Genomic DNA, 23,191 nt, shown 5'->3' with positions numbered 1-23,191 from the left:
AGCCTGTCGAGACCAGGTTTCGACAAGCTCAACCAGCGGGTTTCGACAAGCTCAACCAGCGGGTATCGACAAGCTCAATCAGCGGCGAGGCGCCGCGTCGGCACGACGTCGGCGAGGGACGCCTGCAGGTCGGCCGAGCCGCCGGCGGGCCGGAAGCCGAGCGCCACGTTGATCGCGAGCATCGGCGCGTTCGTCTCGTTGTTCCACGTGGAGATGCGGCGGGTGTCGGGGCGCAGCCGGGTGTGCTCGCGCAGGTTCACGGCCTTCAGCAGCATGCCCAGCCGGTGCCCGCGGTGCTCGGGCAGCACCACGGTGCTGTCCTGCTCGGTGAGCTCGGGGCGATCGGCGTCCCAGATGAACAGCGTCATCCCCGCGAGGGTGCCGGTGGGCACGTGCTCCGCCACCGTCACCAGCGCGCCCTGCCCGCGCTCGGCGCGCTTGGCCTCCTCGAGCCGGATCCGCTGCCCGTCCCACTGCTCGACCTCCAGGGCGAGGCCACCGTTCGGCTCGTCCTCGGACAGGCGCTGCTCGAGGGCGGCGAGCTGGTCGACCCACGCCTCGGGCGCCGGGTCCTGCCAGGTGTGCAGGCGGTAGGCGTCGCCCGCGTGCGCGGCGGCCTCGGCCACGAACCCCTCGACGACCTCGTCGGGGAGGGGGACGTCGAGCACGGAGCGTCGCGAGACGATCTCGAGCCCCAGCCCGGCGCGACGCGCGAGCCGCATCCCCGGCAGGTCGGCGGACACGAGGCCGTCTCCCTCCCGCGGCACGACGGCGTCCGGGGCGTCGGCGGGCGGCTCCTCGGCGAACTCGACCTCGGCGACGACGGTCGTGCGCCCCTCGGTGAGCGCGATCCGCCGCAGCCGGTCGGCGATCGCCGAGCCGATTCCCCGCCCGCGGTGCGACGGCAGCACCGCGATGCGGACGACGGCGAGGTGGCGGTTGTCCGTGACGGGCAACGTGAGGACCCCGTGCCCGACGACGCGCGGCGCCGCCCCGGGGGCGCCGGGACCGTCCTCGACCGCGACGAGGCGGTGGCGGCGCAGGTGCTCCTGGTGACGGTCGCCCACGAGGAGGTCGACGGCGCGGGGCGGGAAGTCGTCGTGACCGAGGTCGGCGAGCGCGACGGTGCGCTCGAGCTCGGCGATGCCGTGGTACGCCCAGGCCTCCGAGACGTCGAGCGTGTCCGGCCGGGGCGGGTCGACGAGGCGCCACGTCGGTGTGGCCGCTGCGGTGTTCATGCCCCCAGGGTGCGTCGCGGGCCGCGGCGCCGTCACGCCAATTCTGCGCCGCCAGCAGCCATCGAACTGGCGGCCGGGCCCGGCAGGCGCCGCACCTGCGCGGCGTCCGGCAGCTTCGCCCACCAGTGGTCGTAGCGGCGGTACGGGTGCCGGTCCCGGTCGCCGAGCATCGCCAGCAGCGACGCCGCCTCGTCGGCCAGCGCCGCCCACACGGCGTCGGGCAACGGTGTGAACGCACGTGCCTCGACGCACGGCGCCCCGTCGGCGTCGTCGACCGTGCGCCAGACACCCGCCACGTACCCGTCGACGAGCAGGGTCGGCAGGATGTCGCCGTTGAGGCGGGTCACGACCCGGCGGTACTCGGCGGGGATGAGGCGGCTGCGGTCCAGGTAGGCGAGCAGGGCGTTGTCCCACATGCCCAGCAGCCGCGGCGGCGCCGGGGTCTCCGCCGCCGGGCGCAGGCCGCCCGGGACGTCGAGGAGCACCATGCCGTCGGGGCCCTCGAGCACCTCGAGCTCGTCGCCGAGCGCCGCCACCGCGGCGCGCACGCGGGCCCGCTGCACGGTGAGGAAGTGCGCGACGTCGAGCACGGACGCCGGGCCGAATGCCTCCAGGTAGCGCCGCACCAAGGGCACGAGGGCGGCGTCGGGTTCGCCGTCCAGCTCCGCCGGCACGGAGTCCTCGACGTCCGGTACCGCCACCGACTCGAAACCTGGCGCCGGCAGCCACGCGACCTTCGTCCCGAACGACCACGGGGCGTCGGTGGGCGCATGCACGAAGGGTCCGTAGTGCCGCAGCGCCCACCAGGCGCGCTTGCCGCCCTCGGGGTGGATCGCGTCGATCCACCCCACCAGCTCGTCCGCCGGGCGCGGCCGGTCGAGCAGCTCGAGCAGCCGGGGCCGCAGCGCGTCCGCGTCCGCGGGCGTGAGGCCGGTGTCCGTGAACCGGCGGTCGCCCAGGCGGGCGCCGCGCAGGGTGGGCTGCATGGCCGTGCGAAACCCGGGATGGTCCGCGGCGCCCACGGTGTGCAGGGTGATGCGCAGCAGCGTGCCCCGCACCAACGCCCGGCGGGCGTAGGCGGCGTCGAGGTCCGCGGGGTCGAAGTCAGCCACCCGGTTCCACAGCGCGAGGTACGGCGACGCGGGGTGCTGGGCCTGCAGCGCGACGAGGCGACGCACCGCCGTCGTGGTCCCGCCGGGCCCAGGGAACGGCTCCCGGCGCAGCAGCAGCTGCCTGGCAAGGGTGGCCCGGTTGAGCTGGCGCGGCGCGATCGTCATCCGCCCAGGATCGCCGCCCGGTGCCGCGGCCCGCCACCCCTCGGCGCGTGCCGGCGAGCGCGGCAGGCTAGGGTGCCTCTCCGTGACGACCGAGACACCCCTACCGGTGACCACAGGTCGGCTCGTGCTGCGCGCGTACCGGCCGGAGGACCTCGAGCCCCTGCTCTCCTACTACTCCGACCCGGAGGTGGCGCGCTACCTGCTCGAGGAACCGTGGACGCCCGCGGACGGCGAGACCCAGCTCGCCAAGCGCCTGGCACGCACCGGGATCGACGGCCCCGGCTCCGCCCTCGCGCTGATCGTGGAGCACGACGGCCAGGTGATCGGCGACGTCTCCCTGTGGACGACGGGCGACACCGTCTCGCGTGGCGAGATCGGCTGGACGTTCCACCCCGAGCACACCGGCCAGGGCTTCGCGACGGAGGCCGCGCGCGCCGTCCTCGACCTTGCCTTCGACTTCTACCGCATGCACCGCGTGGTGGCGCAGCTCGACGCCCGCAACGCGCCGTCCGCCCGGCTGTGCGAGCGGGTCGGGATGCACCGCGAGGGTTACCTGCGCCAGGACTGGTGGTCCAAGGGCGAGTGGACCGACACGCTCGTCTACGGCCTGCTCGCCGCGGACCGGAAGGCCGGCTGACCCCACCCGCGACGAGCTCGCGGTGCACGATGGGGCGATGACGTCCGACATCGTCGTCCGACCCGCCAACGAGGCCACCTGGCACGACCTCCAGGCCGTCTTCGGCCCCCGCGGCGAGGCCGCGCGCTGCCAGTGCCGGTGGTTCCAGACCCCCTCCGCCGAGTGGCGCGAGTCCGCCCGCGAGGAGCGCGAGGCCGAGCTGCGCCGCGACACACACTGCGGCGATCCGGACGCCGACACGACGAGCGGGCTGATCGCCTACCTCGACGGCGAGCCGGCCGGGTGGTGCGCCGTCGAGCCCCGCACCGCGTACGTCCGGCTGCGCACGGCGCGGGTGCCCTGGTCGGGCCGCGAGGAGGACAAGGACGACGACGGCGTGTGGGCCGTGGTCTGCTTCGTCACCCGCGCCGGGTATCGGCGGCGCGGGATCAGCGCGGCCCTCACGGCCGCCGCCGTCGAGCACGCCCGCTCGCGAGGCGCGCGCGCCGTCGAGGGCTACCCGATGGTGATCGGGCCCGACTACAAGGACTCGTGGGGCGAGCTGTACGTGGGGGTGGCGTCGGTGTTCGAGGCCGCGGGGTTCCGCGAGGTGAGCCGCCCGACGTCACGCCGTGCGGTGATGCGCGTCGACCTGTGAGTCACCGCCGCTCGACGTGCTCCGCGAGGAACTCCGCCCACGTCTGCTTGCCGACCGCACGGTCCGGGGCCAGGTTGGCACCCGCCGCGTACGCGCGGGACGCGCCGCCCGGCACCCGGACCGGCACGGTCGGGCGCCGGGAGCCGACGGCGTCGAGGTAGCCGCGCACCATCGCCCGGAACGTGTGCACCTCCGGGCCGGCCACGTCGGGCACTCGGCCCTGCGGTTCGCCGAGCGCCAGCTCCACGAGCCGCGCCGCCACCTCGTCGGCCGCGATCGGCTGCGCCCGCCAGCCCGAGGGCGTCGGCACCACGGGCAGCTTCGCGAGGCCTTGGGCGGCGATGAGCACCAGCTCGTGGAACTGCGTGGCCCGCAGGTTGGTCCACGGGATCCCGGAGCGCTCCAGCACCCGCTCCTGCGCCAGCTTGCTCGGCATGTAGCCGAGCGCGCGACGGTCGAAGCCGGTCCGCACCGGCACCTTCTCCGCGCCCACCACCGAGATGTTCACCAGGTGCGGCCGCGTGCCCGCTTCGCGGATCGCGCGCACCAGCGCCGTCGCCGTCGCCTCGTTGTGCAGCTGGTCGCCGGCCAGGTGCACGACGACCTCCGCGTCGCGCATGGCCGCCGTCAGGCCCTCGCCCGTCTCCCAGCTCGCGACGACGTACCGCACGCCGTCCCCCGCCGCGTGCGGGCTGCGGCTGACGACCCGCACCTCCTCGCCCGCCCGCACCAGCCGCGGCACCACGAGCCTGCCGAGGTGCCCCGTTCCGCCGGTGACCACGATCCGTCCCATGCCGTCCTCCTCCGTCGTCGCGCTGTCCGCGCGTCCTGCACCTCCGACGACGTGACGGGCAAGGACGTGACGAGTGGCGCGAGGCCTCGGACGAGCCCCGCCCAGCGCCGGACCGCACGGACACAACCTTCACCAGGTACCACAGGTCAGGTGTCACCCATCCGTGCAGCAGCCCCCAGCTCGCCAAGGTCACCTCGGTGTTCGCAGCCCACGGCAGCACGACTCGTCGGTCGAGCTTGTCGAGACCACAGACCGGGTTTCGACAAGCTCAACCGGCGGATCTTGCCGACGACTCAGCTACCGACGTAGTCCGCCAGGTGCTCGCCCGTGATGGTGGACCTCGCGGCCACGAGGTCGGAGGGCGTGCCCTCGAAGACGAGCTTGCCGCCGTCGTGCCCGGCGCCCGGTCCGAGGTCGATGATCCAGTCGGCGTGCGCCATCACGGCCTGGTGGTGCTCGATGACGATGACGGACTTGCCGGCGTCCACCAGCCGGTCGAGGAGGCCGAGCAGGTTCTCCACGTCGGCCAGGTGCAGGCCGGTGGTGGGCTCGTCGAGGATGTACACGCCGCCGGGGTCGCCCATGTGCATGGCGAGCTTGAGCCGCTGCCGCTCGCCGCCCGAGAGGGTGTTCAGCGGCTGGCCGAGCTTCACGTAGCCGAGGCCCACGTCCTCCAGGTGCGCCAGGATCTTGTGCGCAGCGGGGATCTTCGCCTCGCCCTCGCGGAAGAACGCGTGCGCGCGGGCCACGGACAGGTCGAGCACCTCGGCGATGTTCAGCCCGCCGAGTCGGTACTCCAGCACCGAGGCCATGAACCGCTTGCCGCCGCAGTCCTCGCAGGGCGTCTCGACCGTCTCCATGAAGCCGAGCTCGGTGTAGATGCGCCCGTTGCCCTTGCAGGTGGGGCACGCGCCCTCGGAGTTGGCGCTGAACAGGGCGGGCTTGACGCCGTTGGCCTTGGCGAACGCCTTGCGGATCGGCTCGAGCAGGCCGGTGTACGTGGCGGGGTTGGAGCGGCGCGAGCCCTTGATCGCACCCTGGTCGACGACGACCACGCCCTCGCGCCCGGCGAGGTTGCCGTGGATCAGGGAGCTCTTGCCGGAGCCGGCGACGCCCGTGACGACGGTCAGGACGCCGCTCGGCACGTCGACGTCAACGTCCCGCAGGTTGTTCTGCGACGCCCCGCGGATCTCCAGCGCGCCCGACGGCGTGCGCACCGACTCCTTGACCTGGGCGCGGTCGTCGAGGTGGCGGCCTGTGAGGGTGCCGCTAGCGCGCAGGCCCTCGACCGTGCCCTCGAAGCAGACCGTGCCGCCGTCCGTCCCGGCGCCGGGGCCGAGGTCGATCACGTGGTCGCCGACCGCGATCGCCTCGGGCTTGTGCTCGACGACGAGCACCGTGTTGCCCTTGTCGCGCAGGTCGACCAGCAGGGAGTTCATCCGCTGGATGTCGTGCGGGTGCAGGCCGATGGTGGGCTCGTCGAAGACGTAGGTGACGTCGGTCAGCGCGGACCCGAGGTGCCGGATCATCTTGGTGCGCTGCGCCTCGCCGCCGGACAGCGTGCCCGCGGGCCGGTCCAGCGACAGGTACCCGAGGCCGATCTCGACGAACTTGTCGAACAGGTGCAGCAGGCTCCCGATCAGCGGGGCCACGCCCGGGTCGTCGACGCCCCGCGCCCAGGTGGCGGCGTCCGTGATCTGCATCGAGCACACGTCCGCGATGCTGGCGCCGTTGACCTTGGCCGACCGGGCGGACTCGTTGAGCCGGGAGCCGCCGCAGGCCGGGCACGGCACGAACACGGCCGCCCGCTCGACGAACGCTCGGACGTGCGGCTGCAGCGACTCGGGGGCCTTGCTGAAGATCGACTCACGGAGCTTGGGGATGAGGCCCTGGTAGGTCATGTTCATCCCCAGCGCCTTGATCTTCTCCTTCTCCCGGTACAGGAAGTCGTGGCGCTCGGTGTCGGTGTAGTCGCGGACCGGCTTGTCGCCGTCGAGCAGGCCCGTCTCGGAGAAGCCCCGAACCATCCAGCCGTCCGCCTTGTAGCCGGGCACGAGGATCGCGCCGTCGCGCAACGACCTCGACTCGTCGACGATGACGGACAGGTCGAGGTCGGAGACCGTGCCGCGGCCCTCGCACTCGGGGCACATGCCGCCCAGGTACACCTGGTTGCGCACGACCTTCTTGTCGGTCTTGCCCTCGGCCTTGTCCGTGCTGAACACGCCGCTCGCCGTCGACGTCGGGATGTTGAACGAGAACGCCGTGGGCGGCCCCACGTACGGGTCGCCGATGCGGCTGAACAGGTTGCGCAGCATGGCGTTCGCGTCGGTGACGGTGCCGACCGTCGACCGCACGTTGGCGCCCATCCGCTCCTGGTCCACCAGGATCGCGGTGGTGATGCCCTCAAGCACGTCGACGTCCGGGCGCGGCAGCGACGGCATGAAGCCCTGCACGAACGTCGAGTACGTCTCGTCGATGAGTCGCCGCGACTCGGCGGCGATCGTCGCGAACACCAGCGAGCTCTTGCCCGACCCGGAGACCCCGGTGAAGACGGTGAGCCGCCGCTTCGGGATCTCGACGTCGACGTCACGCAGGTTGTTCTCGCGCGCGCCCTGCACGCGGATGACGTCGTGCGCGTCGGCGGCGTGGGACGACGTGGTGCTCGGGGATTCCGTGGCGGTCACCTGGGGTATCTCCTTCGGGTCGAGTTGCCGGTCGAGCCTGCGCCGTCCTGAGCCTGTCGAAGGGTCGACACCTGGTTTCGACAGGCTCAACCAGCGGTGTCTCGACAGGCTCGACCGGCGGCTCGACCGGCGAGGTCTCGACAGGCTCAACCATGGAGGGCCTGAGGCCCGGGATGCACACGGCGGTCAGGCCTCGGCCGGCGTGAGTCGGACGACCGGGTACGGCCGGTCGCTCTTGCGCTGGTGCTTGTCGATGGTCGGGGCCGCGGCGGCGATGCGGGGCCAGACCACGGCCCGCTCCGCGTCGTCGAGCACGTGCGGCGTCACCGGGACGGTGCCGCCGCCGTGCAGCTCCACGGCGACCTGCTCCGGGTGCGCGGTCAGGTTGGCGAACCAGCCGGGGTTGCGGCTGCCGCCGCCGGAGGCGACGACCAGCCGGCCGCCCTCGCCGTCGTCGAACCAGGCCAGGGGGTTCTCCCTCGGCTCGCCGGTGCGGCGCCCGACCGTGTGCAGGACCAGCAGGTCCATGCCCATCATCTGCGCGCCCTTGCGCCGGATCTTGGCGGCCGTCGAGGCGTTCGCCTTGCGCTGCATCCACAGCGACAGCGCGCCGGGAGTGCCCTTCGGGCGTCGTGCCTGCTCCGTCGAGGTCATGGCGATCACCGGACCTCGTCGATGCGGACCATGTTGCCCGCGGGGTCGCGGAACGCGCAGTCGCGCACGCCCCACGGCTGCTCGGTGGGCTCGGAGACGACCTCGGCATCGGCGGCCTGGAGCCGCTCGAAGGTGCCGTCGAGGTCCTTCGTAGCGAGGATGATCGACTGGTAGCTGCCCTTGGCCATCAGCTCGCGGATGGTGCGCTGCTCGTCCTCGGTGATGCCGGGGTCAGCGGCGGGCGGATTCAGCACGAGCCGGACGTCGGGCTGCGACGGCGCGACGAACGTGAGCCAGCGCATCTCGCCCTTGCCGACGTCCATGGCCAGGTCGAAGCCGAGCAGGTCGCGGTAGAAGGCCAGCGAGGCCTCCGGATCGGTGTGCGGGAGGAACGTGGTGTGAATGGTGATGTCCATGGATTTCACGCTAGATGCACGTCCGTGGCCGGCGCTTCTCGATTCCTGATCGGTCTGGTGGCCTGCTTGGTGACGCACGACGGCAGCTCGCCCGCCCCCGCCGACCGGGCCCGCCGGGCGTACTCGCTGGGCGACATGCCCACCAGCTCCGTGAAGCGCGTGCTGAACGTGCCCAGCGAGGAGAACCCCACGGCGAAGCACACCTCGGTGACGTTGAGGTCGCCCCGCCGCAGCAGGGTCATCGCGCGCTCGATGCGCCGCGTCATCAGGTAGCTGTACGGCGACTCGCCGAACGCCTGCTTGAACTGGCGGCTCAGGTGGCCGGCCGACACGTGCACGCCGCGCGCCAGCGCCTCGACGTCGAGCGGCTGGGCGAACTCCCGGTCCATGCGGTCGCGGACGCGGCGCAGCAGCGCGAGGTCGCGCAGGTGGTCGGCGTCACTGCTGGTCACGGTGCGATGCTTCCACGGCCCTCCGACACCCGCCCAGCGGTCCGCGGCTGCCCCGACGGTGGTGTTCGGTCGGCGTCACTCCGCGAACCGCGCGTGCAGGTGCATGTCGTGCCAGCCGTCGGCGTGGCGCACGGACTCGCGCAGCACGCCCTCGGCGGCGAAGCCGGCCTTCTCGGCCACGCGGCACGACGGCGGGTTGGCGGTGGAGTGCACCAGCTCCAGCCGGTGGAAGCCCCGGCCGAAGGCCCAGCGGGACGCCGCCGCGAGCGCGGCCGGCGCCACCCCGCGGCCGCGGGCGCCCGGGGCCGTCCAGTAGGCCAGGACGCCGACCCCGTGCGGGTCGAACGTCTTGACGACCATGCGGCCCAGCACGGTGTCGTCCGCGGCGTCGGCCACCGCCCAGCTCGATTCGGTGCCCTTCTCCCAGCCGCGACGCCAGCCCTCGAGGATCTCGCGCGCCTCGTCGTCCGTGTCGAGCGTGCGCACGTGCCACCGCCTGATCGCCTCGTCCTCGTACACCGCGCGCACGGCGGGCGCGTCGTCGACCGGGCGCCAGGGGCGCAGCATCGCGCGCGCCGCGGGCACGTCGAGCACGGGCTGCTTGGGGTCGGTGAAGGGCGCGAACGTCACGGGCAGCAGCGTGGGCATCTCGCGATCCTGGCACCGCGCCGCGCGCCGTGCCAGCACCTTGTCGAAACCCGGATCACGGTGTCGACCCTTCGACAAGCTCAGGACGGCGCAAGCTCAACCAGCGTGGTCGTGGCCCGCGACGGACCGCCGCGGGCCGTACCCGTCCCCCACGACCTTCGCCGTCGCGCCCGCATGATCGGCGTGGTCGGCGTGCCCGGTCAGGTGCCCGGTCAGGTGCTCCGACGGCCCTGGCTGCGCATCCGAGCCCGGCTCGACGACGAGCAGCTGGCCCATCATCCCCTCGTCCTCGTGCAGCAGCATGTGGCAGTGGTACATGTACGGCAGCCGAGGGTCGGTGTAGTCGTCGAACCGCATCAGCAGCCGGTACGTGCGGTTCGGTTCCAGGTAGACGGTGTCCTTGGGGCCGGCGAGCTCGGGCGGCGGCGCCATCCTGTCGATCGTCAGCACCCGGAACTGCACGTCGTGCACGTGGAAGCTGTGCGGCATGGGGATGGTGTTGCGCACCTCCCACACCTCCGTGTCGCCGACGGTCGTGACCTCGTCGATGCGCCCGGTGTCCATGAGCTCGCCGTTGATGGTGCGTTCGTCGAGGTCGAACGTGCGGTGCACGGTGGCCTCTTCCTCGTGCAGCGCGTCGTCGTCGGCGTGCTCCGACGGCTCCCACGACGGCTCCGGGGACGGCGCGAGCTCATCCGCCGCGCGCAGCTCCAGCACGTCGAACGCGTCGTTGCCGCCCATCGCGAACGGCACGGCGACGCCGCCGAGGTCGGCCTCGAACGAGTGCAGGCGGGCGGTCTCGCCCGGGGACATCGCGACCACCACCTCGGCCCGCTCCCCCGGCGCGAGCCGCACCTGGTCCAGGCGTACCTGGGCGTCGAGCAGCCCGCCGTCCGTCGCGACGAGGTCCATGTCCCGGTCCTCGAAGCCCAAGGCGTAGGTGCGCGCCGTCGAGCCGTTGACCAGCCGCAGCCGCACCCGCTCGGTCGTGACCTGCTGGTACGCGCCCGCGACGCCGTTCGTCACGACCGTGCCGCCGAGCGTGCCCGGCTCGCCGCCGTCGTCCTTGAGCTCGAGCTGCCCGTCGTCGTCGAGCACCTTGTCCTGCACGACGACGGGGACGTCGTCGACGCCGTACTCCTGCGGCAGCTCGGCAGCGCGCGAGGCGTCGTCGTCGAGCAGGAACAGCCCGGCGAGGCCGCGGTACACGTGCTCCTCCGTCTCGCCGTGCGGGTGCGGGTGGTACCAGAGCGTCGCGGCGGGCTGGTCGATCGTCCAGGCCGGGCGCCACGTCCCGCCGGGCTCGACCGGCTGGTGCGGCCCGCCGTCCATCGCGGCGGGCAGGTGCATGCCGTGCCAGTGCACGCTGGTCGTGGCGTCCAGGTCGTTGGCCACCTCGACGGCGACCTTCTCGCCGCGCTCGGCCCGCAGCGTGGGGCCGAGGTAGGGACCGTCGTAACCCCAGGTCCGGGTCTGGACGCCGGGCAGCAGCTCCGTCGTCCCCTCCTGGGCAGTCAGGTGGAACGTGCGCACCCCGTCGACGACCTCCGACTCCGCGAGCGGCGGGATCGGCAGCTCGCGCGTGAACTCCGGCTCGTCCACCGACGTCACCGAGCCGGGGATGCCGCCGCACCCGGCGGCCAGGAGCGCGACGACGGCTGCGAGCGCCGCCGCCGTCCCCCGCCTGTGCCGCGACCGGCGAGTCGTCCCCCGGGTCATCGGGCGTCGTCCCGCCTTGCCGAGCCCCACGCCCGCTGGATGCCGAGCGCGATCACGCCGGCGAGCGCGCCCCAGCCGGCGTCCATCGCCAGTGCGGGGATCGCCGTCCACGCGGCGCCACCGCCCATGCCCGCGCCCCCGAAGAGGGTGGACACGAGGATGGTGACGACGCCGAACGCGAGGCCCGTCATGGTCAGGGTCAGCACGGGCCGCGGCACGCGCCCGAACCCGACCACGCCGATCCACACGACGGCGGTGATCGCGATGATGCCGAGCGCGCGCGGCGCGCCCGAGCCGCCGATGCCGGCGAGCCCGGTGAGCGGCCAGAGCAGCGCCATCGACGCGAGCCCGGCCACGAGCGGCCAGGAGATGCCGGCCGTCGGCCTGGGGTCGGAGGTCTGCGGGAGGGGCTGGTTCGAGGTCATGGCTCGACGATCCCGCCGGAGCCCTGCCCGCCACATCGGCCCGGGAGCGTCTCCTGGTGTCGCCCCGGGGCGACACCGACCCTGACCCACCCCGGGGTGGCGTCACCTAGCCTGGCGGCATGACCTCGTCGATGCGGTCCGCCGGGATGCCCGCGCCGCCGAGCCCGTGGGTGACCGACGCCGTGCTGGCCCTGGCGACGACGCTGGTGATCGCCGTCGTCATCGCCGCGGACGGCGAGGGCATGGGCGGCACCGGGCCGGCGGCGTTCCTGTTCGCCGTGGGCTTCGGCGCACTGGTGCTGCTGCGCCGACGGGCCCCGCGCGTGATGCTCGTCGCGACGTTCCTCGGCGTGTGCGCCTACTACGCGCTGGGTTTCGCCCCGATCGGCATGGTGCTGCCGGCCGTCGCCGCGCTCTACGCCGCCGCCGAGCGCGGCCGCATGGGCTGGGCCGTCGGCACGGGCGTCGTGCTGATCGCCGTCGCCACCTATTTCCGGCTGGACGAGACCGACCCCAGCGCCTACCTGACCTCCTACGACCTGGTCACGAACGTCGCCCTCACCGCCGCGGCGGTGGGCCTCGGCGCTGCCGTCCGCCTCGCCCGCGACTCCCGCGAGCGCACCGCGCTGGTCCGGGACCTCACCGCCGCCGAGGAGGCGCACGCCGCTGCGGAGCGGCTGCAGGACGAGCGCCTGCGCATCGCCCGTGACCTGCACGACACCGTGGGCCACAACCTGTCGGTGGTCGCTCTGCACGCGGGCGTCGCGGCGGAGGCGGTCGGGCGGGACGACGACGCCGCACGGGGCGCGCTCGCGCACGTCCGGGAGGCGACGTCCGGCACGCTCGACGAGCTGCGGGCCACCGTCAAGGTGCTGCGCGGGCCCGGGCCGGCGGGAGCCGCGTCACGACGACCGGTGGTCGCCGGCCTGCGCGGCGTGGACGCGCTCCTCGAGCCGGCCCGGGCGGCGGGCCTGGACGTGGAGGCCGCCGTGACGGTGCGGCCGGGGGCGGTGTCCGACGCGACCGACGCGGCCGCGTACCGGATCGTGCAGGAGGCGCTGACCAACGTGGTGCGCCATGCCGGAGCGCGGCGCGTGCGCGTGGAGGCCGCCGTCGCGGACGGCGTGCTGCGACTGTCCGTGGCGGACGACGGTCATGGCGCCGGGCCGCGGATCTCGGCCGGCGCCGGTCTCGCCGGGATGCGCGAGCGGGCCGGCCTGCTGGGCGGCGCGCTCGACGCGCGGGACGCACCCGGTGGCGGGTTCGCCGTCGTCGCCGAGCTCCCGGCGCACCCCGGCTGAGCCCGGCTGCCCCCCGAACACGACGGTGCGGCAGTTTCGGCACGGTGCAGCAGTTCGAACTGCCGCACCGTGCCGGAACTGCCGCACCGTCGCGCGGGCACCGGCACACTGGGCGGATGATCCGGATCGTGCTGGTCGACGACCAGGAGCTGGTGCGCGCCGGGCTGCGCCCGCTCGCCGAGCTCGACGGCGACATCGGCGTGGTCGGCGAGGCGGCCGACGGGCGCACCGGACTCGCCCGGGTCCGGGAGCTGCGGCCCGACGTCGTGCTGATGGACGTGCGGATGCCGGGCCTGGACGGCATCGAGGCGACGCGGGCGATCGCCGCCGACCCCGCGCTGCGCGACGTCCGCGTGCTGGTGCTCACCACGTTCGACGAGGACGAGCACGTGACGGAGGCGATCCGCGCGGGCGCCGTCGGCTACCTGCTCAAGGACGTCTCCCCCGGCGACCTGCGCGCCGCGATCCGCACGGTCGCCGCCGGCGGGTCCCTGCTCTCCCCCGCCGTCACCGCCGCCGTGCTGCGCGCCGTCGCGGCCGGGCCGCGCCGCCTCGACGACGACGCCCTCGCCGGCCTCACCGACCGCGAGCGCGAGGTGCTGGAACGCGTGGGCCGCGGCCTCACCAACGACGAGATCGCCCGCGACCTGTACCTCAGCCCCGCCACCGCCCGCACGTACGTCAGCCGGCTGCTCACCAAGCTCGACGCCCGCGACCGCGCCGCCCTCGTCGTGCTCGCCTACGAGACGGGGCTGGTGCGCCCCGGCGGATGAAGGGTGCGTCGGCGTCCGCTCAGGCGCGGGTGTGGGTCATGACCCAGTTCACGGGCGACCAGCTGCGGCCGTCGTCGAAGGAGAAGTCCTGCTCCCAACGGGGGTGGTCGGAGTCGAGGTCGACCCAGCGGAACCGGGCGACGACCGTCCGCCCGTCGTGCTCGAACGGCCCGACGAACGTGCCGACGCCGTCGGCGAACCGACCCTCGACGGGCGCGTCCAGCTCACCAGGGTTGCTCGTCGAGGCCCACCAGATCCGCCAGACGTCACGGGCCGGGTCGTAGAGGCGAAGGCTGTGACCGCTGAACCGCGACCCGTCGGGCAGGGTGCCCGAGGTGTCGTCCGCGTTGCCCAGGCCGTCGAGGATGGGGGCGACCGTGGCGACGGTGTCGAACTCGGACCAGGCTCCCGTCGCCCCCGCCGTGACCACACGTGAAGGGTTGCCGCCCCCACACCTGAACTCGTACGCTGGTGTTCGAGAAATCGGCGTGCCCGGGAGCTCGACGGCCGACCCGTGCGGCGCGCCCCGACCTGAGGGCAGCCCATGACCACCGCGGCAGTCGCCATCCGACCGGCCACCCCCGACGACGCCGCACTCGTCGACACGCTGGTGCGGGAGATCGCCGCCCACCAGGGCGACCACGTCGACGCGACCGCCGCCGACTGGCGCGCCGCCCTCGCCCACCCGGACGTCCGGGTGCTGCTCGCCTTCGACGGCGACCGTCCCGTCGGGTACGCCTCGACCACGCGCCGTCTCCACCTCTGGTCGGCCGCGGACGTCATCGCCCTCGACGACCTGTGGGTGCGCCCCGACGCCCGGGACCGCGGCGTCGGCCGCGACCTGATGCTCGCCGTCGCCGACCTCGCCGCGCCCGAGCAGCTCACCGTCGTGTGGGGCGCCCGCACCGACAACGAGGCGGCGCACCGGTTCTACGTGCGTCTCGGCGCGACCATGCACACCAAGACCCTGTTCTCGTGGCGCCCTACCCGCTGACGAGGGCTCAGACCAGGCCGAGCTCGCGCGCCCGGACGCCGGCCTGGAACCGCGACTCCGCGCCGAGTGCGTCCATCAGCTCGGCCACGCGGCGGCGGTAGGTGCGCACGCCGAGGCCCAGCATCCGCGCCGCCGCCTCGTCCTTGACGCCCTGCCCGAGCAGGTCCAGCACCTGCGGCGCGAGCCGGCGGATCTCGGCGATGCTCGCGTCGTAGACGTCGACGTCCGTCGCCGAGCGCCAGACCGCCTCGAACAGCGAGACGACGCCCTGCACGGTCTCGGGCTGTGTGATGACGCTGTAGCTGCGTCGCCCGGCGGAGACGTTCCCGGCGAGGATCGCGACCCGCCGGTCGAAGAGGATGGTCTCGTTGACCTCGTCGGTGGTGATGCGGACCTGGGCTCCGTGCGCCTCGCGGACCCGTGCCACCCCCTGCGCCGACACCGGGTCGAGGAGCACCCCCGGCCGGTAGACCTTCCGCACGTCCACCTGCCCGCGCCGGGCCCGGGCCAGGGCGTCGAGCTCGTCCGACATGTGGGTGATCGTCCAGGTGCCGAGGTCGTTCGCGGCGCACATGATCTCGGTCGCGGTCGCGAACAGGCGCGACGTGCGCGCGAGCAGCTCCTCGTCGCCGCGCACGATGGTGACTGCCTCGCCGGTCTGCATGGGATCGATTCTGCTCCCCGTGGCAGGCACCTGCCACGGTCGGCAACAAGCTGCCATCGTGATGGGCCCCGGCACGGGCCGATCGATGCTGGCTGCATGACGACGAAGACCACGACCCCCACCACGAGCACCACGCCCGACGCCGCCGCGGCGGGCACCTGGACCCTCGGCGACCGCACGGTCAACCGGCTCGGCTACGGCGCGATGCGGCTGATCGGCACGCTGGGCAACCCCGTGCCGCGCGACCGCAAGGACTCGATCGCCGTACTGCGCCGCGCCGTCGAGCTCGGCGTGAACCACATCGACACCGCGGCCTTCTACTTCTTCCCCACCCGCTCGGCCAACGAGCTGATCGGTGCGGCCCTCCAGCCGTACGCGGACGACCTGGTGATCACCACGAAGATCGGCGCCTCCCAGTCGCGCGACGGCGCGTTCGAGCCGTACGCCCGCCCCGACCAGCTCCGCAGCCACGTCGAGGAGAACATCCGGCAGCTCGGCCTCGACCAGCTCGACGTCGTGAACCTGCGCTGGGGCGCCGGCCTCACGACCGAGCCCGGCTCGGTGGCCGAGCACGTCGGCGCCCTTGCCGAGCTGCGCGACGCCGGCCTGGTGCGGAACATCGGCATCTCCAACGTGCTGCCCGAGCAGCTGACCGAGGCGCTGGAGATCGCCCCGATCGTGTGCGTGCAGAACCAGTACGGCCTGACGAACCGCGTCGACGACGCGCTGGTGGACCTGTGCGGCGAGCGCGGCATCGCCTTCGTGCCGTTCTTCTCCGTCGCCGCGTCCGTGGCCGGCGCCGTCCCCGGCGCCGCGGCCGACGACGCCGGCCGGTCGGTGGTCGAGGTCGCCGCCGCCGCCCACGACGCCACCCCGGCGCAGATCCGCCTGGCCTGGACCCTCCACCGCGGGCCGCACATGCTCGCCATCCCGGGCACCGGGAGCGTCGCGCACCTCGAGGAGAACGTCGCCGCCGGAGCCCTCCGCCTGACCAACGAGGACCTCGCCGCCCTCGACGGGATCGCCCCGGCCGCTCGCTGAGGCGCGGGCCGCCCCCCTCCCCCTTCGCACCCCCCCGGGAGTACAGGTCGCCGTGTACCGTCGGGCACATGGAGACGGTCACCCTCACGCACACGGCGGCGCTCGCGCGGCTGGGGCACGCCCTGTCGGACGGCACCCGCACGCGCATCCTGCTCGCGCTGCGCGACGCGCCCGCGTACCCGTCCGACCTGGCCGAGTCGCTGGGCGTCTCCCGGCAGGTGATGTCCAACCAGCTCGCGTGCCTGCGCGGCTGCGGGCTCGTCGTCGGGCAGCAGTCGGGTCGCCGCACCGAGTACCGGCTGGCCGACCCGCACCTCGCGCACGCCCTCGGCGACATGCTGCGGCTCGCGCTCGTCGTCGACCCCGACTGCTGCGGACCGGACTGCACCTGCGCCGCCGGCGCGCACCCGGGTCGCGCCCCTGCGGACGCCGCATGAGTCACGACCACGGCCACGCACACGTCGCCGCCGACCACCGGGGGCGGCTGGCGATCGCGTTCGGCATCACGGCCGCGATCCTGGTGGCGCAGGCCGTGGGCGCGTTCCTCACCGGCAGCCTCGCGCTGCTGGTCGACACCGCCCACATGCTCACCGACGCGGGCGGGCTGGCGCTCGCGCTGTTCGCGGCACACCTGTCGTTGCGGCCGGCGTCGGCCCGGCGCACCTGGGGGTACCGCCGCGCCGAGGTGCTGGCCGCGCTGGCCCAGGCGGCGGTGCTGCTCGCCGTCGGCGTGTACGTGCTGGTGGAGGCGGTGCTGCGGCTCGCCGACCCGCCGGAGATCCCCTCCACCCAGCTGGTCGTCTTCGGCGTGATCGGGCTGGCGGGCAACCTCGCGTCGATGGCCGTGCTGGCGAGCCGGCGGGACGCCAACCTCAACCTGCGGGCCGCGTTCCTCGAGGTGGTCAACGACGCCCTCGGGTCCGTGGGCGTCATCATCGCGGCGATCGTCATCGCCACCACGGGCTGGCAGCGGGCGGACTCCGTCGCCGCCCTGCTCATCGGGGCCCTCATCCTGCCGCGGGCCGTGCGCCTGCTGCGGGCCGCCGGCTCCGTGCTCCTGGAGTCCGCCCCGCCCGGGCTCGACCTGGACGAGGTGCGCGCCCACCTGCTCCGCGTGGAGCACGTGCGCGAGGTGCACGACGTGCACGCCTCCCTCATCGCCACCGGGCTGCCCATCCTGTCCGCGCACGTCGTGGTGGGCTCCGGCTGCTTCACCGACGGGCACGCCGGGCGCATCCTCGACGAGCTGCAGGAGTGCGTCGCGACCCACTTCGACGTGTCCGTGGAGCACTCCACCTTCCAGGTGGAGCCCGACACCCACCCGGAGCACGAGCACCCCACCCACGCCTGAGCCCGCCGGTGTGTCGGCCGTCATACCGGCGCCCGGGAGGCGACGCCTATGCTCCGAGCGTCATCTCCTGAAAGGCGTCGGCGTGCCCCGTACCCAGCTCCCCCTCATCGCCACCGGGCAGCCGCAGCCCCCCGCCAAGCGGTTCCGGCCGTGGCGTGACCTGCCGGTGGTGGTATGGCTCCTGCTGGTGGTGGTCGCCGCCCTCGTGCACCCGTGGCTGGCGGCACCGCGCTGGCTGATGCTGCACCTGCTGTTCCTCGGCGCGATCAGCCAGGCGATCCTCGTGTGGTCGGAGCACTTCACGCTCGCGCTGCTGCACGCGCGCGCCACCGAGGCGGACGTGCGGCGGCAGACGGCGCGACTGGTGCTCCTCAACGGCGGCACGGCGCTGGTCGTCGTGGGGGTGCTCACCGGCTGGTGGCCCGTGACCGTGGCGGGCGCGGCCGCCGTCGCCGGCGCGGCCGGGTGGCACGGCGCGGCGCTGTACCGGCGGCTGCGCGGCTCGCTCGGCGGCCGGTTCACGACGACGGTGCGCTACTACGTGGCGGCCGCCGCGATGCTGCCGCTCGGCGCCGTGCTCGGCACCCTGCTGGCGCACGGCCTGCCCTCGGCGGCCTCCGCCCAGGTGCGCCTCGCCCACGCGCAGCTCAACGTGCTCGGCTGGATGGGCCTGACCATCCTCGGCACCCTCGTCACCCTGTGGCCCACGCTGCTGCGCACCCGCATGGACGACGCCTCGCTGCCCGCCGCCCGCCGCGCCCTGCCCGTGCTGGTCGCGGGCCTGGTGGCGGCCGCGGGCGGCGCCGTCACGGACCTCCTGTGGGTGACGGCGGCCGGGCTCGCCGCCTACCTCGCGGGCGCGCTGCTGCTGCTCGTGCCGCTCGCGCGCACCGCCCGCCGGCGGCCGCCGCGCACGTTCGCCGCGGCGTCCGTGGGGGTCGGCATGGTCTGGCTCGTCGCCCTGCTCGTCGTGCTGCTGAGCGGCACCGTCCGCGCCGCCGGCGGTGGCGGGTGGGCGGTGGCCGCCACGACGCTCGACGACGTCGCGCCGTACCTCGCCGCGGGCGTCGCCGCCCCGGTGCTGCTCGGCGCCCTGTCGCACCTCGTCCCGGTATCCGTATCCCGCGGGCCTGCCGCCGCGAAGGCCGCGCACGCCGTCATGGACCGCGGCGGCTGGTTCCGCCTCATCGCCGCGCACGGCGCGCTCGTCGTGACGGCGCTGCCCGTTGCCTCGCTCGTGCGCGTGCTCGCCTCCACGCTCTACCTCGCCGCCATGGCCGCGTTCCTGCCGCTCATGGTCCTGGCGATGCGTGCCGCCCGCCGCGACGCGGCCGGAACTCCCGACGCCGCCCAGCCCGACGCCGCCCAGCCCGACGCCGCTCCGGTGGCCGGGACGGCCCGCGGCCCACGACGCACCGTGCAAGCCGTGACGGGCCTCGTCGCCGTGACCGCCGTCGTCGCGCTCGGGGCGGGCCTGGACCAGAACGCCGTCGGCGGCGCCCTGGCCGCAGCGGCCGGCCGCACGACGGGCGCCGAGGCGCCCGCGGCCGCCACGGGCGAGTCGCGCACCGTCGAGGTCGAGGCCCGCGACATGCGCTTCTGGCCCGCCACCGTCTCCGTGCCGGCCGGCACGCACCTCGTGCTCGAGGTGACCAACACCGACGGCGCGGACGTGCACGACCTCGTCCTGGCGACCGGCCAGGGCACCGGTCGTCTCGCACCCGGCGAGTCCGCGACCGTCGACGTCGGCGTCGTGACCGGGGCCGTGGACGGCTGGTGCTCCATCGCCGGGCACCGCGCCATGGGCATGACGTTCGACGTCGACGCGACAGGCAGCGCGGTCGACGACGGCTCCGGCGGGATGTCCGGGCACGACATGACCGGCGGCGACGCGACCGACCCCGCGGGGGACGGCGCGTCGTCCGCCGCCGACGACGTGGTGCCGGGCGCCGAGCCGCCGGCGGGGTTCACCGCGCGCGACGCCGCGCTGCCCGACCTGCCCGCCCCGCGCGCGGACGGACGCCCGACCGTCCACCGGCAGACGCTGGAGATCGTGGAGAAGGAGGTCGAGGTCGCCCCCGGCGTCACGCAGACGCTGTGGACGTTCGGCGGTGCGGCGCCCGGCCCCACCCTGCACGGCCGGGTGGGCGACATCTTCGAGATCACCCTCGTCAACCACGGCAGCATGGGGCACTCGGTGGACTTCCACGCCTCGTCGCTCGCTCCCGACGACCCCATGCGCACCATCGCGCCCGGCGAGTCCCTCGTCTACCGGTTCACCGCCGAGCGCGCGGGCGTGTGGATGTACCACTGCTCGACGATGCCGATGACGGCGCACATCGCGAACGGCATGGCGGGCGCCGTCGTCATCGAGCCCGACGACCTGCCCGACGTCGACCGCAGCTACCTCCTGGTGCAGTCGGAGCTGTACCTGGGGCCGCTGGGCGGCACCGTCGACGTGGACCACGCGCTCGCCGCGGACGGCGAGGACCTGGTGGTGTTCAACGGCTACGCGGACCAGTACGCCGCGCGTCCCCTCGAGGCGACGGCCGGCGAGCGCGTGCGGGTCTGGGTGCTGGACGCCGGGCCGAACCGGCCGTCGTCGTTCCACGTCATCGGCTCGCAGTTCGACCGCACCTGGGCGGAGGGCGCGTACCTGCTCGGAACCTCCGACCGCCCCGCCGACGGCCGTGACGGCGGGTCGCAGGCACTCGCGCTGCAGCCCGCGCAGGGCGGGTTCATCGAGACCGTCTTCCCCGAGGCGGGCCACTACCCGTTCGTCACGCACGTCATGGCCGACGCCGAGCGCGGCGCCCGCGGCGTGTTCGACGTCTCCGCCCCCTGACGACACCCCGGCCGCCTGGTGCTCGTGTCCCCCGCCGCGCGATGCTGTGCTGTGCTGTGCACATGTCCTCCTCCGTCGACATGGAACCGACCGGCCACCCCGACGAGCCGCACGTCGGCGGCCTCGCCCAACGGCTCAACTGGCTGCGCGCCGGCGTGCTCGGCGCCAACGACGGGATCGTCTCCGTCGCGGCCGTCGTCGTGGGCGTCGCCGGAGCGACGCCGGAGCGGGCCCCGGTGCTCACTGCCGGGCTCGCAGCCCTCGTGGGCGGCGCGATCTCCATGGCGCTGGGCGAGTACGTGTCCGTCTCCAGCCAGTCGGACAGCGAGAAGGCGCTCATCGCCAAGGAGAAGCACGAGCTGGCGACCATGCCCGAGGAGGAGTTCGACGAGCTCGTCGGCCTCTACCGCCAACAGGGGCTGAGCGAGGGCACGGCGCGGCAGGTCGCCACCGAGCTCACCCACCACGACGCCCTCGGCGCCCACCTGTCCGCGGAGCTCAACATCGACCCGGACGACGTCGTCAGCCCCTGGCACGCCGCCTGGGCGTCGCTGCTCGCCTTCCTGTCCGGCGGCGTCCTGCCGATGCTCGCCGTGCTGTTCCTCCCCGAGCCGTGGAAGATCGGCGGCACGTTCGTGGTCGTGCTCGCCGCGCTCGGCGCCGCCGGCTCGATCGCCGCGTGGATCGGCGGGTCGTCGCGCGCCCGGGCCGTCGCTCGCGTCGTGATCGGCGGCGCGCTCGCGCTCGGCGTCACGTTCGGACTCGGCTCGCTGCTCGGCACCTCCGGCGTGGTCTAGCCACCCGACCCCGCGACCGGGCGCCCGGGGCGCATGGGGCGCCCGGGGCGCATGGCTCGGGGCTCAGACGGCGCAAGCTCAACCAGCGGGGACGGCGAGGACGGCGAGCAGGTCGGCGTGGATCAGCGCGCCGCCGTCGAGCGTCGCGGCGATCACCTGCCGCGCCGGGCGGTCCGCCGGGTCGGGGAACATCGCCGTCCACTCCCGGTTGAGTGCCCCCCGGTCGCGGGGGTCGGCGAGGCGGACGGTCAGCTTGAGGATGTCGCCCGTGCCACCGCCCGCGGCCTCCATCAGGGCGCGCACGTGCCGGAAGACGTTCGCGCACTGGGCGTCGAGCCCCGCCGGCAGCTCCTGGGTCCCCGGGTCACGACCCGTGAGCGCCCCGGAGGCCAGGAACGGCCCGATCCGGCTGGCGGCCGGGACCGGGTTGGCGTGCCCGAACCCGGGGACCTCCACGATCACGCGCCGGGCCCTCCTGACACCCACGATTCATCCCTCCGCGACGACGGTGTTCTCGAGGGCACCGAGGCCCTGGATCTCCGCCCGCACGACGTCGCCGACCTTGAGGAAGTTCCTGGTCGGTGCGCCGATGCCGGACGGCGTGCCGGTGGCGAGCACATCCCCCGGCTCGAGCGTCATGACCTGCGTGAGGTAGGCGATCTGCTCGTACACGTCATAGATCATGTCGTCGGTGCGCCAGTCCTGCCGCACCGCGCCGTTCACGGTGAGCCGCATCCCCAGGTCGAGCGGGTCGGCGACCTCGTCGTCCGTGGTGAGCCAGGGGCCGAGCGGGCCGTGCGTGTCGAACGACTTGCCCAGCGTGAACGTGGGCGAACGCTTGACCAGCCAGTCCCGCACGGACACGTCGTTCGCCACCAGGTACCCCGCGATGACGGACCGCGCGTCGGCGGCCGGCACGTGCTTGCAGCGGCGGCCGATGACGACGGCGAGCTCGATCTCGTAGTCCAGCTCGTCGGAGACGTCGGGCTTCACAACGCCGGCGTGCGGCCCGACGATGCACGAGACCTGCTTGTTGAACCAGAGCTGGCTGGTGGGGGTGGGGATGCCCGCCTGCCGCGCCTCCTCGGCGTGCGCGGCGTAGTTCATGCCGATGCCGAGGTACTTCTGCGGATCGTCCACGGGCGCCTCGAGGACGACGTCGGACAGCGCGTGGATCTCCCCGGTCGCGGCGGCGATCGGGCCGCGCAGCGCGTCGAGCTCCGGCAGGATCGCGCGCAGCGACGTGCCAACACCGGGGACGTCGGAGACGTCCGTGACCGTGAGGGTGTCCGGGGCCGCGACGTCGCCGTCGACGCGCCCCAGGCGGACCGGGCCGTCGCCCACGCGGAACCGTGCGATCTTCATCCTTCGTCTCCCTCCGTCGTCGAGTCCGTCGTCGAGCCCGCACGCTCCGAGGGCAGCGCGCCCCACGCCTGCTCGCCGTCGGGCGTCATCTGGAAGCTGACGAACCGCCAGCCGTCGTCGCCGCGGGCGAGCACCTGCGTCACGACCCCGGCGAGCACCCGCTCGCCGCCGTCGGGCGCGCGCATGCGGTTGACGATCCGCCCGGTCACGACGGCGACGTCGCCCACCACCCGCACCGTGAGCTCCCCGCGGTCGATGTCGAGGTACGCCTGCCGCGTGGCGACGTGCTCCAGCAGCTGGGCCTTGGTGTGCACGAGGCCGGGCGCGTGGACGTGCACCAGCGAGTCGTCGAAGATCGCGTCGAGCGCGTCGAGGTCGACGGCGAGCAGGGCCGCGCGGCGCCGGTCCTCGACCGCCAGGATCTCCGCGCGGGTCGCGTCGTCCGCGGGCCGCACCGTGGGGGCGGGTGTGGGGGTCATG

Annotated in this window: 25 protein-coding genes; 10 read left to right on the top strand and 15 right to left on the bottom strand. The window is 74.1% G+C overall.

Annotation, left to right across the window (positions count from 1 at the left end; translation table 11 throughout):
• Positions 1–74: 74 nt before the first annotated feature.
• Positions 75–1,238, bottom strand: coding sequence for a GNAT family N-acetyltransferase (locus AC1C2W_RS16345; RefSeq protein ID WP_495413704.1), 1,164 nt, complete (start codon positions 1,236–1,238; stop codon positions 75–77).
• 32 nt (positions 1,239–1,270) lie between these two features.
• Positions 1,271–2,515, bottom strand: coding sequence for a winged helix DNA-binding domain-containing protein (locus AC1C2W_RS16340; RefSeq protein ID WP_495413703.1), 1,245 nt, complete (start codon positions 2,513–2,515; stop codon positions 1,271–1,273).
• 82 nt (positions 2,516–2,597) lie between these two features.
• Between AC1C2W_RS16340 and AC1C2W_RS16335 the strand changes: the two genes are divergently transcribed.
• Positions 2,598–3,152, top strand: coding sequence for a GNAT family N-acetyltransferase (locus tag AC1C2W_RS16335; protein WP_495390582.1), 555 nt, complete (start codon positions 2,598–2,600; stop codon positions 3,150–3,152).
• A 37-nt stretch (positions 3,153–3,189) separates the two neighbouring features.
• Positions 3,190–3,789, top strand: a complete 600-nt coding sequence (locus tag AC1C2W_RS16330; RefSeq protein WP_495413702.1) for a GNAT family N-acetyltransferase — start codon at positions 3,190–3,192, stop codon at positions 3,787–3,789.
• A gap of 1 nt (position 3,790) precedes the next feature.
• Here the strand turns inward: AC1C2W_RS16330 and AC1C2W_RS16325 are convergent, their stop codons facing one another.
• The 8 genes from AC1C2W_RS16325 to AC1C2W_RS16290 all read right to left on the bottom strand — a co-directional run bounded on the left by AC1C2W_RS16325 (position 3,791) and on the right by AC1C2W_RS16290 (position 11,580).
• Entirely contained in the window at positions 3,791–4,582 is a 792-nt protein-coding gene (locus AC1C2W_RS16325; RefSeq protein ID WP_495413701.1) for an SDR family oxidoreductase, read from the bottom strand.
• Between the two features lie 293 nt (positions 4,583–4,875).
• Positions 4,876–7,266 carry an ATP-binding cassette domain-containing protein gene (locus AC1C2W_RS16320; protein ID WP_495413700.1) on the bottom strand — a complete coding sequence of 797 codons (2,391 nt, stop codon included), beginning with the start codon at positions 7,264–7,266 and terminating at the stop codon, positions 4,876–4,878.
• Positions 7,267–7,452: 186 nt separating this feature from the next.
• Entirely contained in the window at positions 7,453–7,920 is a 468-nt protein-coding gene (locus AC1C2W_RS16315) for a nitroreductase family deazaflavin-dependent oxidoreductase (protein WP_495390574.1), read from the bottom strand.
• A 5-nt stretch (positions 7,921–7,925) separates the two neighbouring features.
• Positions 7,926–8,336, bottom strand: coding sequence for a VOC family protein (locus AC1C2W_RS16310; protein ID WP_495413699.1), 411 nt, complete (start codon positions 8,334–8,336; stop codon positions 7,926–7,928).
• Between the two features lie 5 nt (positions 8,337–8,341).
• Positions 8,342–8,788, bottom strand: a complete 447-nt coding sequence (locus AC1C2W_RS16305) for a helix-turn-helix transcriptional regulator (RefSeq protein WP_495390572.1) — start codon at positions 8,786–8,788, stop codon at positions 8,342–8,344.
• Between the two features lie 75 nt (positions 8,789–8,863).
• Entirely contained in the window at positions 8,864–9,436 is a 573-nt protein-coding gene (locus AC1C2W_RS16300) for a GNAT family N-acetyltransferase (RefSeq protein WP_495413698.1), read from the bottom strand.
• Positions 9,437–9,532: 96 nt separating this feature from the next.
• Entirely contained in the window at positions 9,533–11,155 is a 1,623-nt protein-coding gene (locus tag AC1C2W_RS16295) for a multicopper oxidase family protein (protein WP_495413697.1), read from the bottom strand.
• The gene (locus tag AC1C2W_RS16290; RefSeq protein WP_495390569.1) at positions 11,152–11,580 is read right to left on the bottom strand and encodes a hypothetical protein; all 429 of its coding nucleotides are present in this window, start codon (positions 11,578–11,580) and stop codon (positions 11,152–11,154) included. Before AC1C2W_RS16290 ends, AC1C2W_RS16295 begins: the two co-directional genes overlap by 4 nt.
• Before the next feature lie 119 nt (positions 11,581–11,699).
• On the opposite strand from AC1C2W_RS16290, the gene AC1C2W_RS16285 reads away from it, so the two are divergent.
• Both AC1C2W_RS16285 and AC1C2W_RS16280 read left to right on the top strand, forming a co-directional pair.
• Positions 11,700–12,881 carry a sensor histidine kinase gene (locus tag AC1C2W_RS16285; protein ID WP_495413696.1) on the top strand — a complete coding sequence of 394 codons (1,182 nt, stop codon included), beginning with the start codon at positions 11,700–11,702 and terminating at the stop codon, positions 12,879–12,881.
• Between the two features lie 116 nt (positions 12,882–12,997).
• A complete protein-coding gene (locus tag AC1C2W_RS16280; protein ID WP_495390567.1) occupies positions 12,998–13,654 on the top strand; it encodes a response regulator in 657 nt (218 codons plus the stop codon).
• A gap of 19 nt (positions 13,655–13,673) precedes the next feature.
• Here the strand turns inward: AC1C2W_RS16280 and AC1C2W_RS16275 are convergent, their stop codons facing one another.
• Positions 13,674–14,084 carry a hypothetical protein gene (locus AC1C2W_RS16275; RefSeq protein ID WP_495413695.1) on the bottom strand — a complete coding sequence of 137 codons (411 nt, stop codon included), beginning with the start codon at positions 14,082–14,084 and terminating at the stop codon, positions 13,674–13,676.
• Between the two features lie 114 nt (positions 14,085–14,198).
• Between AC1C2W_RS16275 and AC1C2W_RS16270 the strand changes: the two genes are divergently transcribed.
• Positions 14,199–14,648, top strand: coding sequence for a GNAT family N-acetyltransferase (locus tag AC1C2W_RS16270; protein WP_495413694.1), 450 nt, complete (start codon positions 14,199–14,201; stop codon positions 14,646–14,648).
• Positions 14,649–14,655: 7 nt separating this feature from the next.
• On the opposite strand, the gene AC1C2W_RS16265 is transcribed toward AC1C2W_RS16270, so the two are convergent.
• Positions 14,656–15,312, bottom strand: a complete 657-nt coding sequence (locus AC1C2W_RS16265) for a DNA-binding response regulator (RefSeq protein ID WP_495413693.1) — start codon at positions 15,310–15,312, stop codon at positions 14,656–14,658.
• A 96-nt stretch (positions 15,313–15,408) separates the two neighbouring features.
• Here AC1C2W_RS16265 and AC1C2W_RS16260 point away from each other — a divergent pair, with 96 nt between their 5' ends.
• From AC1C2W_RS16260 to AC1C2W_RS16240, 5 genes are all read left to right on the top strand, one after another.
• Positions 15,409–16,353, top strand: coding sequence for an oxidoreductase (locus AC1C2W_RS16260; protein WP_495390563.1), 945 nt, complete (start codon positions 15,409–15,411; stop codon positions 16,351–16,353).
• Between the two features lie 68 nt (positions 16,354–16,421).
• The gene (locus tag AC1C2W_RS16255; protein WP_495390562.1) at positions 16,422–16,790 is read left to right on the top strand and encodes an ArsR/SmtB family transcription factor; all 369 of its coding nucleotides are present in this window, start codon (positions 16,422–16,424) and stop codon (positions 16,788–16,790) included.
• A complete protein-coding gene (locus tag AC1C2W_RS16250) occupies positions 16,787–17,704 on the top strand; it encodes a cation diffusion facilitator family transporter (protein ID WP_495390561.1) in 918 nt (305 codons plus the stop codon). Before AC1C2W_RS16255 ends, AC1C2W_RS16250 begins: the two co-directional genes overlap by 4 nt.
• 82 nt (positions 17,705–17,786) lie before the next feature.
• A complete protein-coding gene (locus AC1C2W_RS16245; protein WP_495413692.1) occupies positions 17,787–20,549 on the top strand; it encodes a multicopper oxidase domain-containing protein in 2,763 nt (920 codons plus the stop codon).
• Between the two features lie 62 nt (positions 20,550–20,611).
• Positions 20,612–21,346, top strand: a complete 735-nt coding sequence (locus tag AC1C2W_RS16240; RefSeq protein WP_495390559.1) for a VIT1/CCC1 transporter family protein — start codon at positions 20,612–20,614, stop codon at positions 21,344–21,346.
• A gap of 78 nt (positions 21,347–21,424) precedes the next feature.
• Here AC1C2W_RS16240 and AC1C2W_RS16235 read toward each other — a convergent pair whose 3' ends face one another.
• From AC1C2W_RS16235 to AC1C2W_RS16225, 3 genes are read right to left on the bottom strand one after another with little or no spacing between them, the layout of a single operon-like run.
• Complete coding sequence (locus AC1C2W_RS16235) at positions 21,425–21,808, bottom strand: RidA family protein (RefSeq protein WP_495413691.1); 384 nt, start codon at positions 21,806–21,808, stop codon at positions 21,425–21,427.
• Between the two features lie 27 nt (positions 21,809–21,835).
• The gene (locus tag AC1C2W_RS16230) at positions 21,836–22,711 is read right to left on the bottom strand and encodes a fumarylacetoacetate hydrolase family protein (protein ID WP_495390557.1); all 876 of its coding nucleotides are present in this window, start codon (positions 22,709–22,711) and stop codon (positions 21,836–21,838) included.
• Complete coding sequence (locus tag AC1C2W_RS16225; RefSeq protein WP_495413690.1) at positions 22,708–23,190, bottom strand: YybH family protein; 483 nt, start codon at positions 23,188–23,190, stop codon at positions 22,708–22,710. Before AC1C2W_RS16225 ends, AC1C2W_RS16230 begins: the two co-directional genes overlap by 4 nt.
• Position 23,191 lies beyond the last annotated feature (1 nt).

It is taken from the genome of Isoptericola sp. Y581, from assembly GCF_059445475.1.
This window is presented reverse-complemented; position numbering and strand designations above follow the sequence as displayed.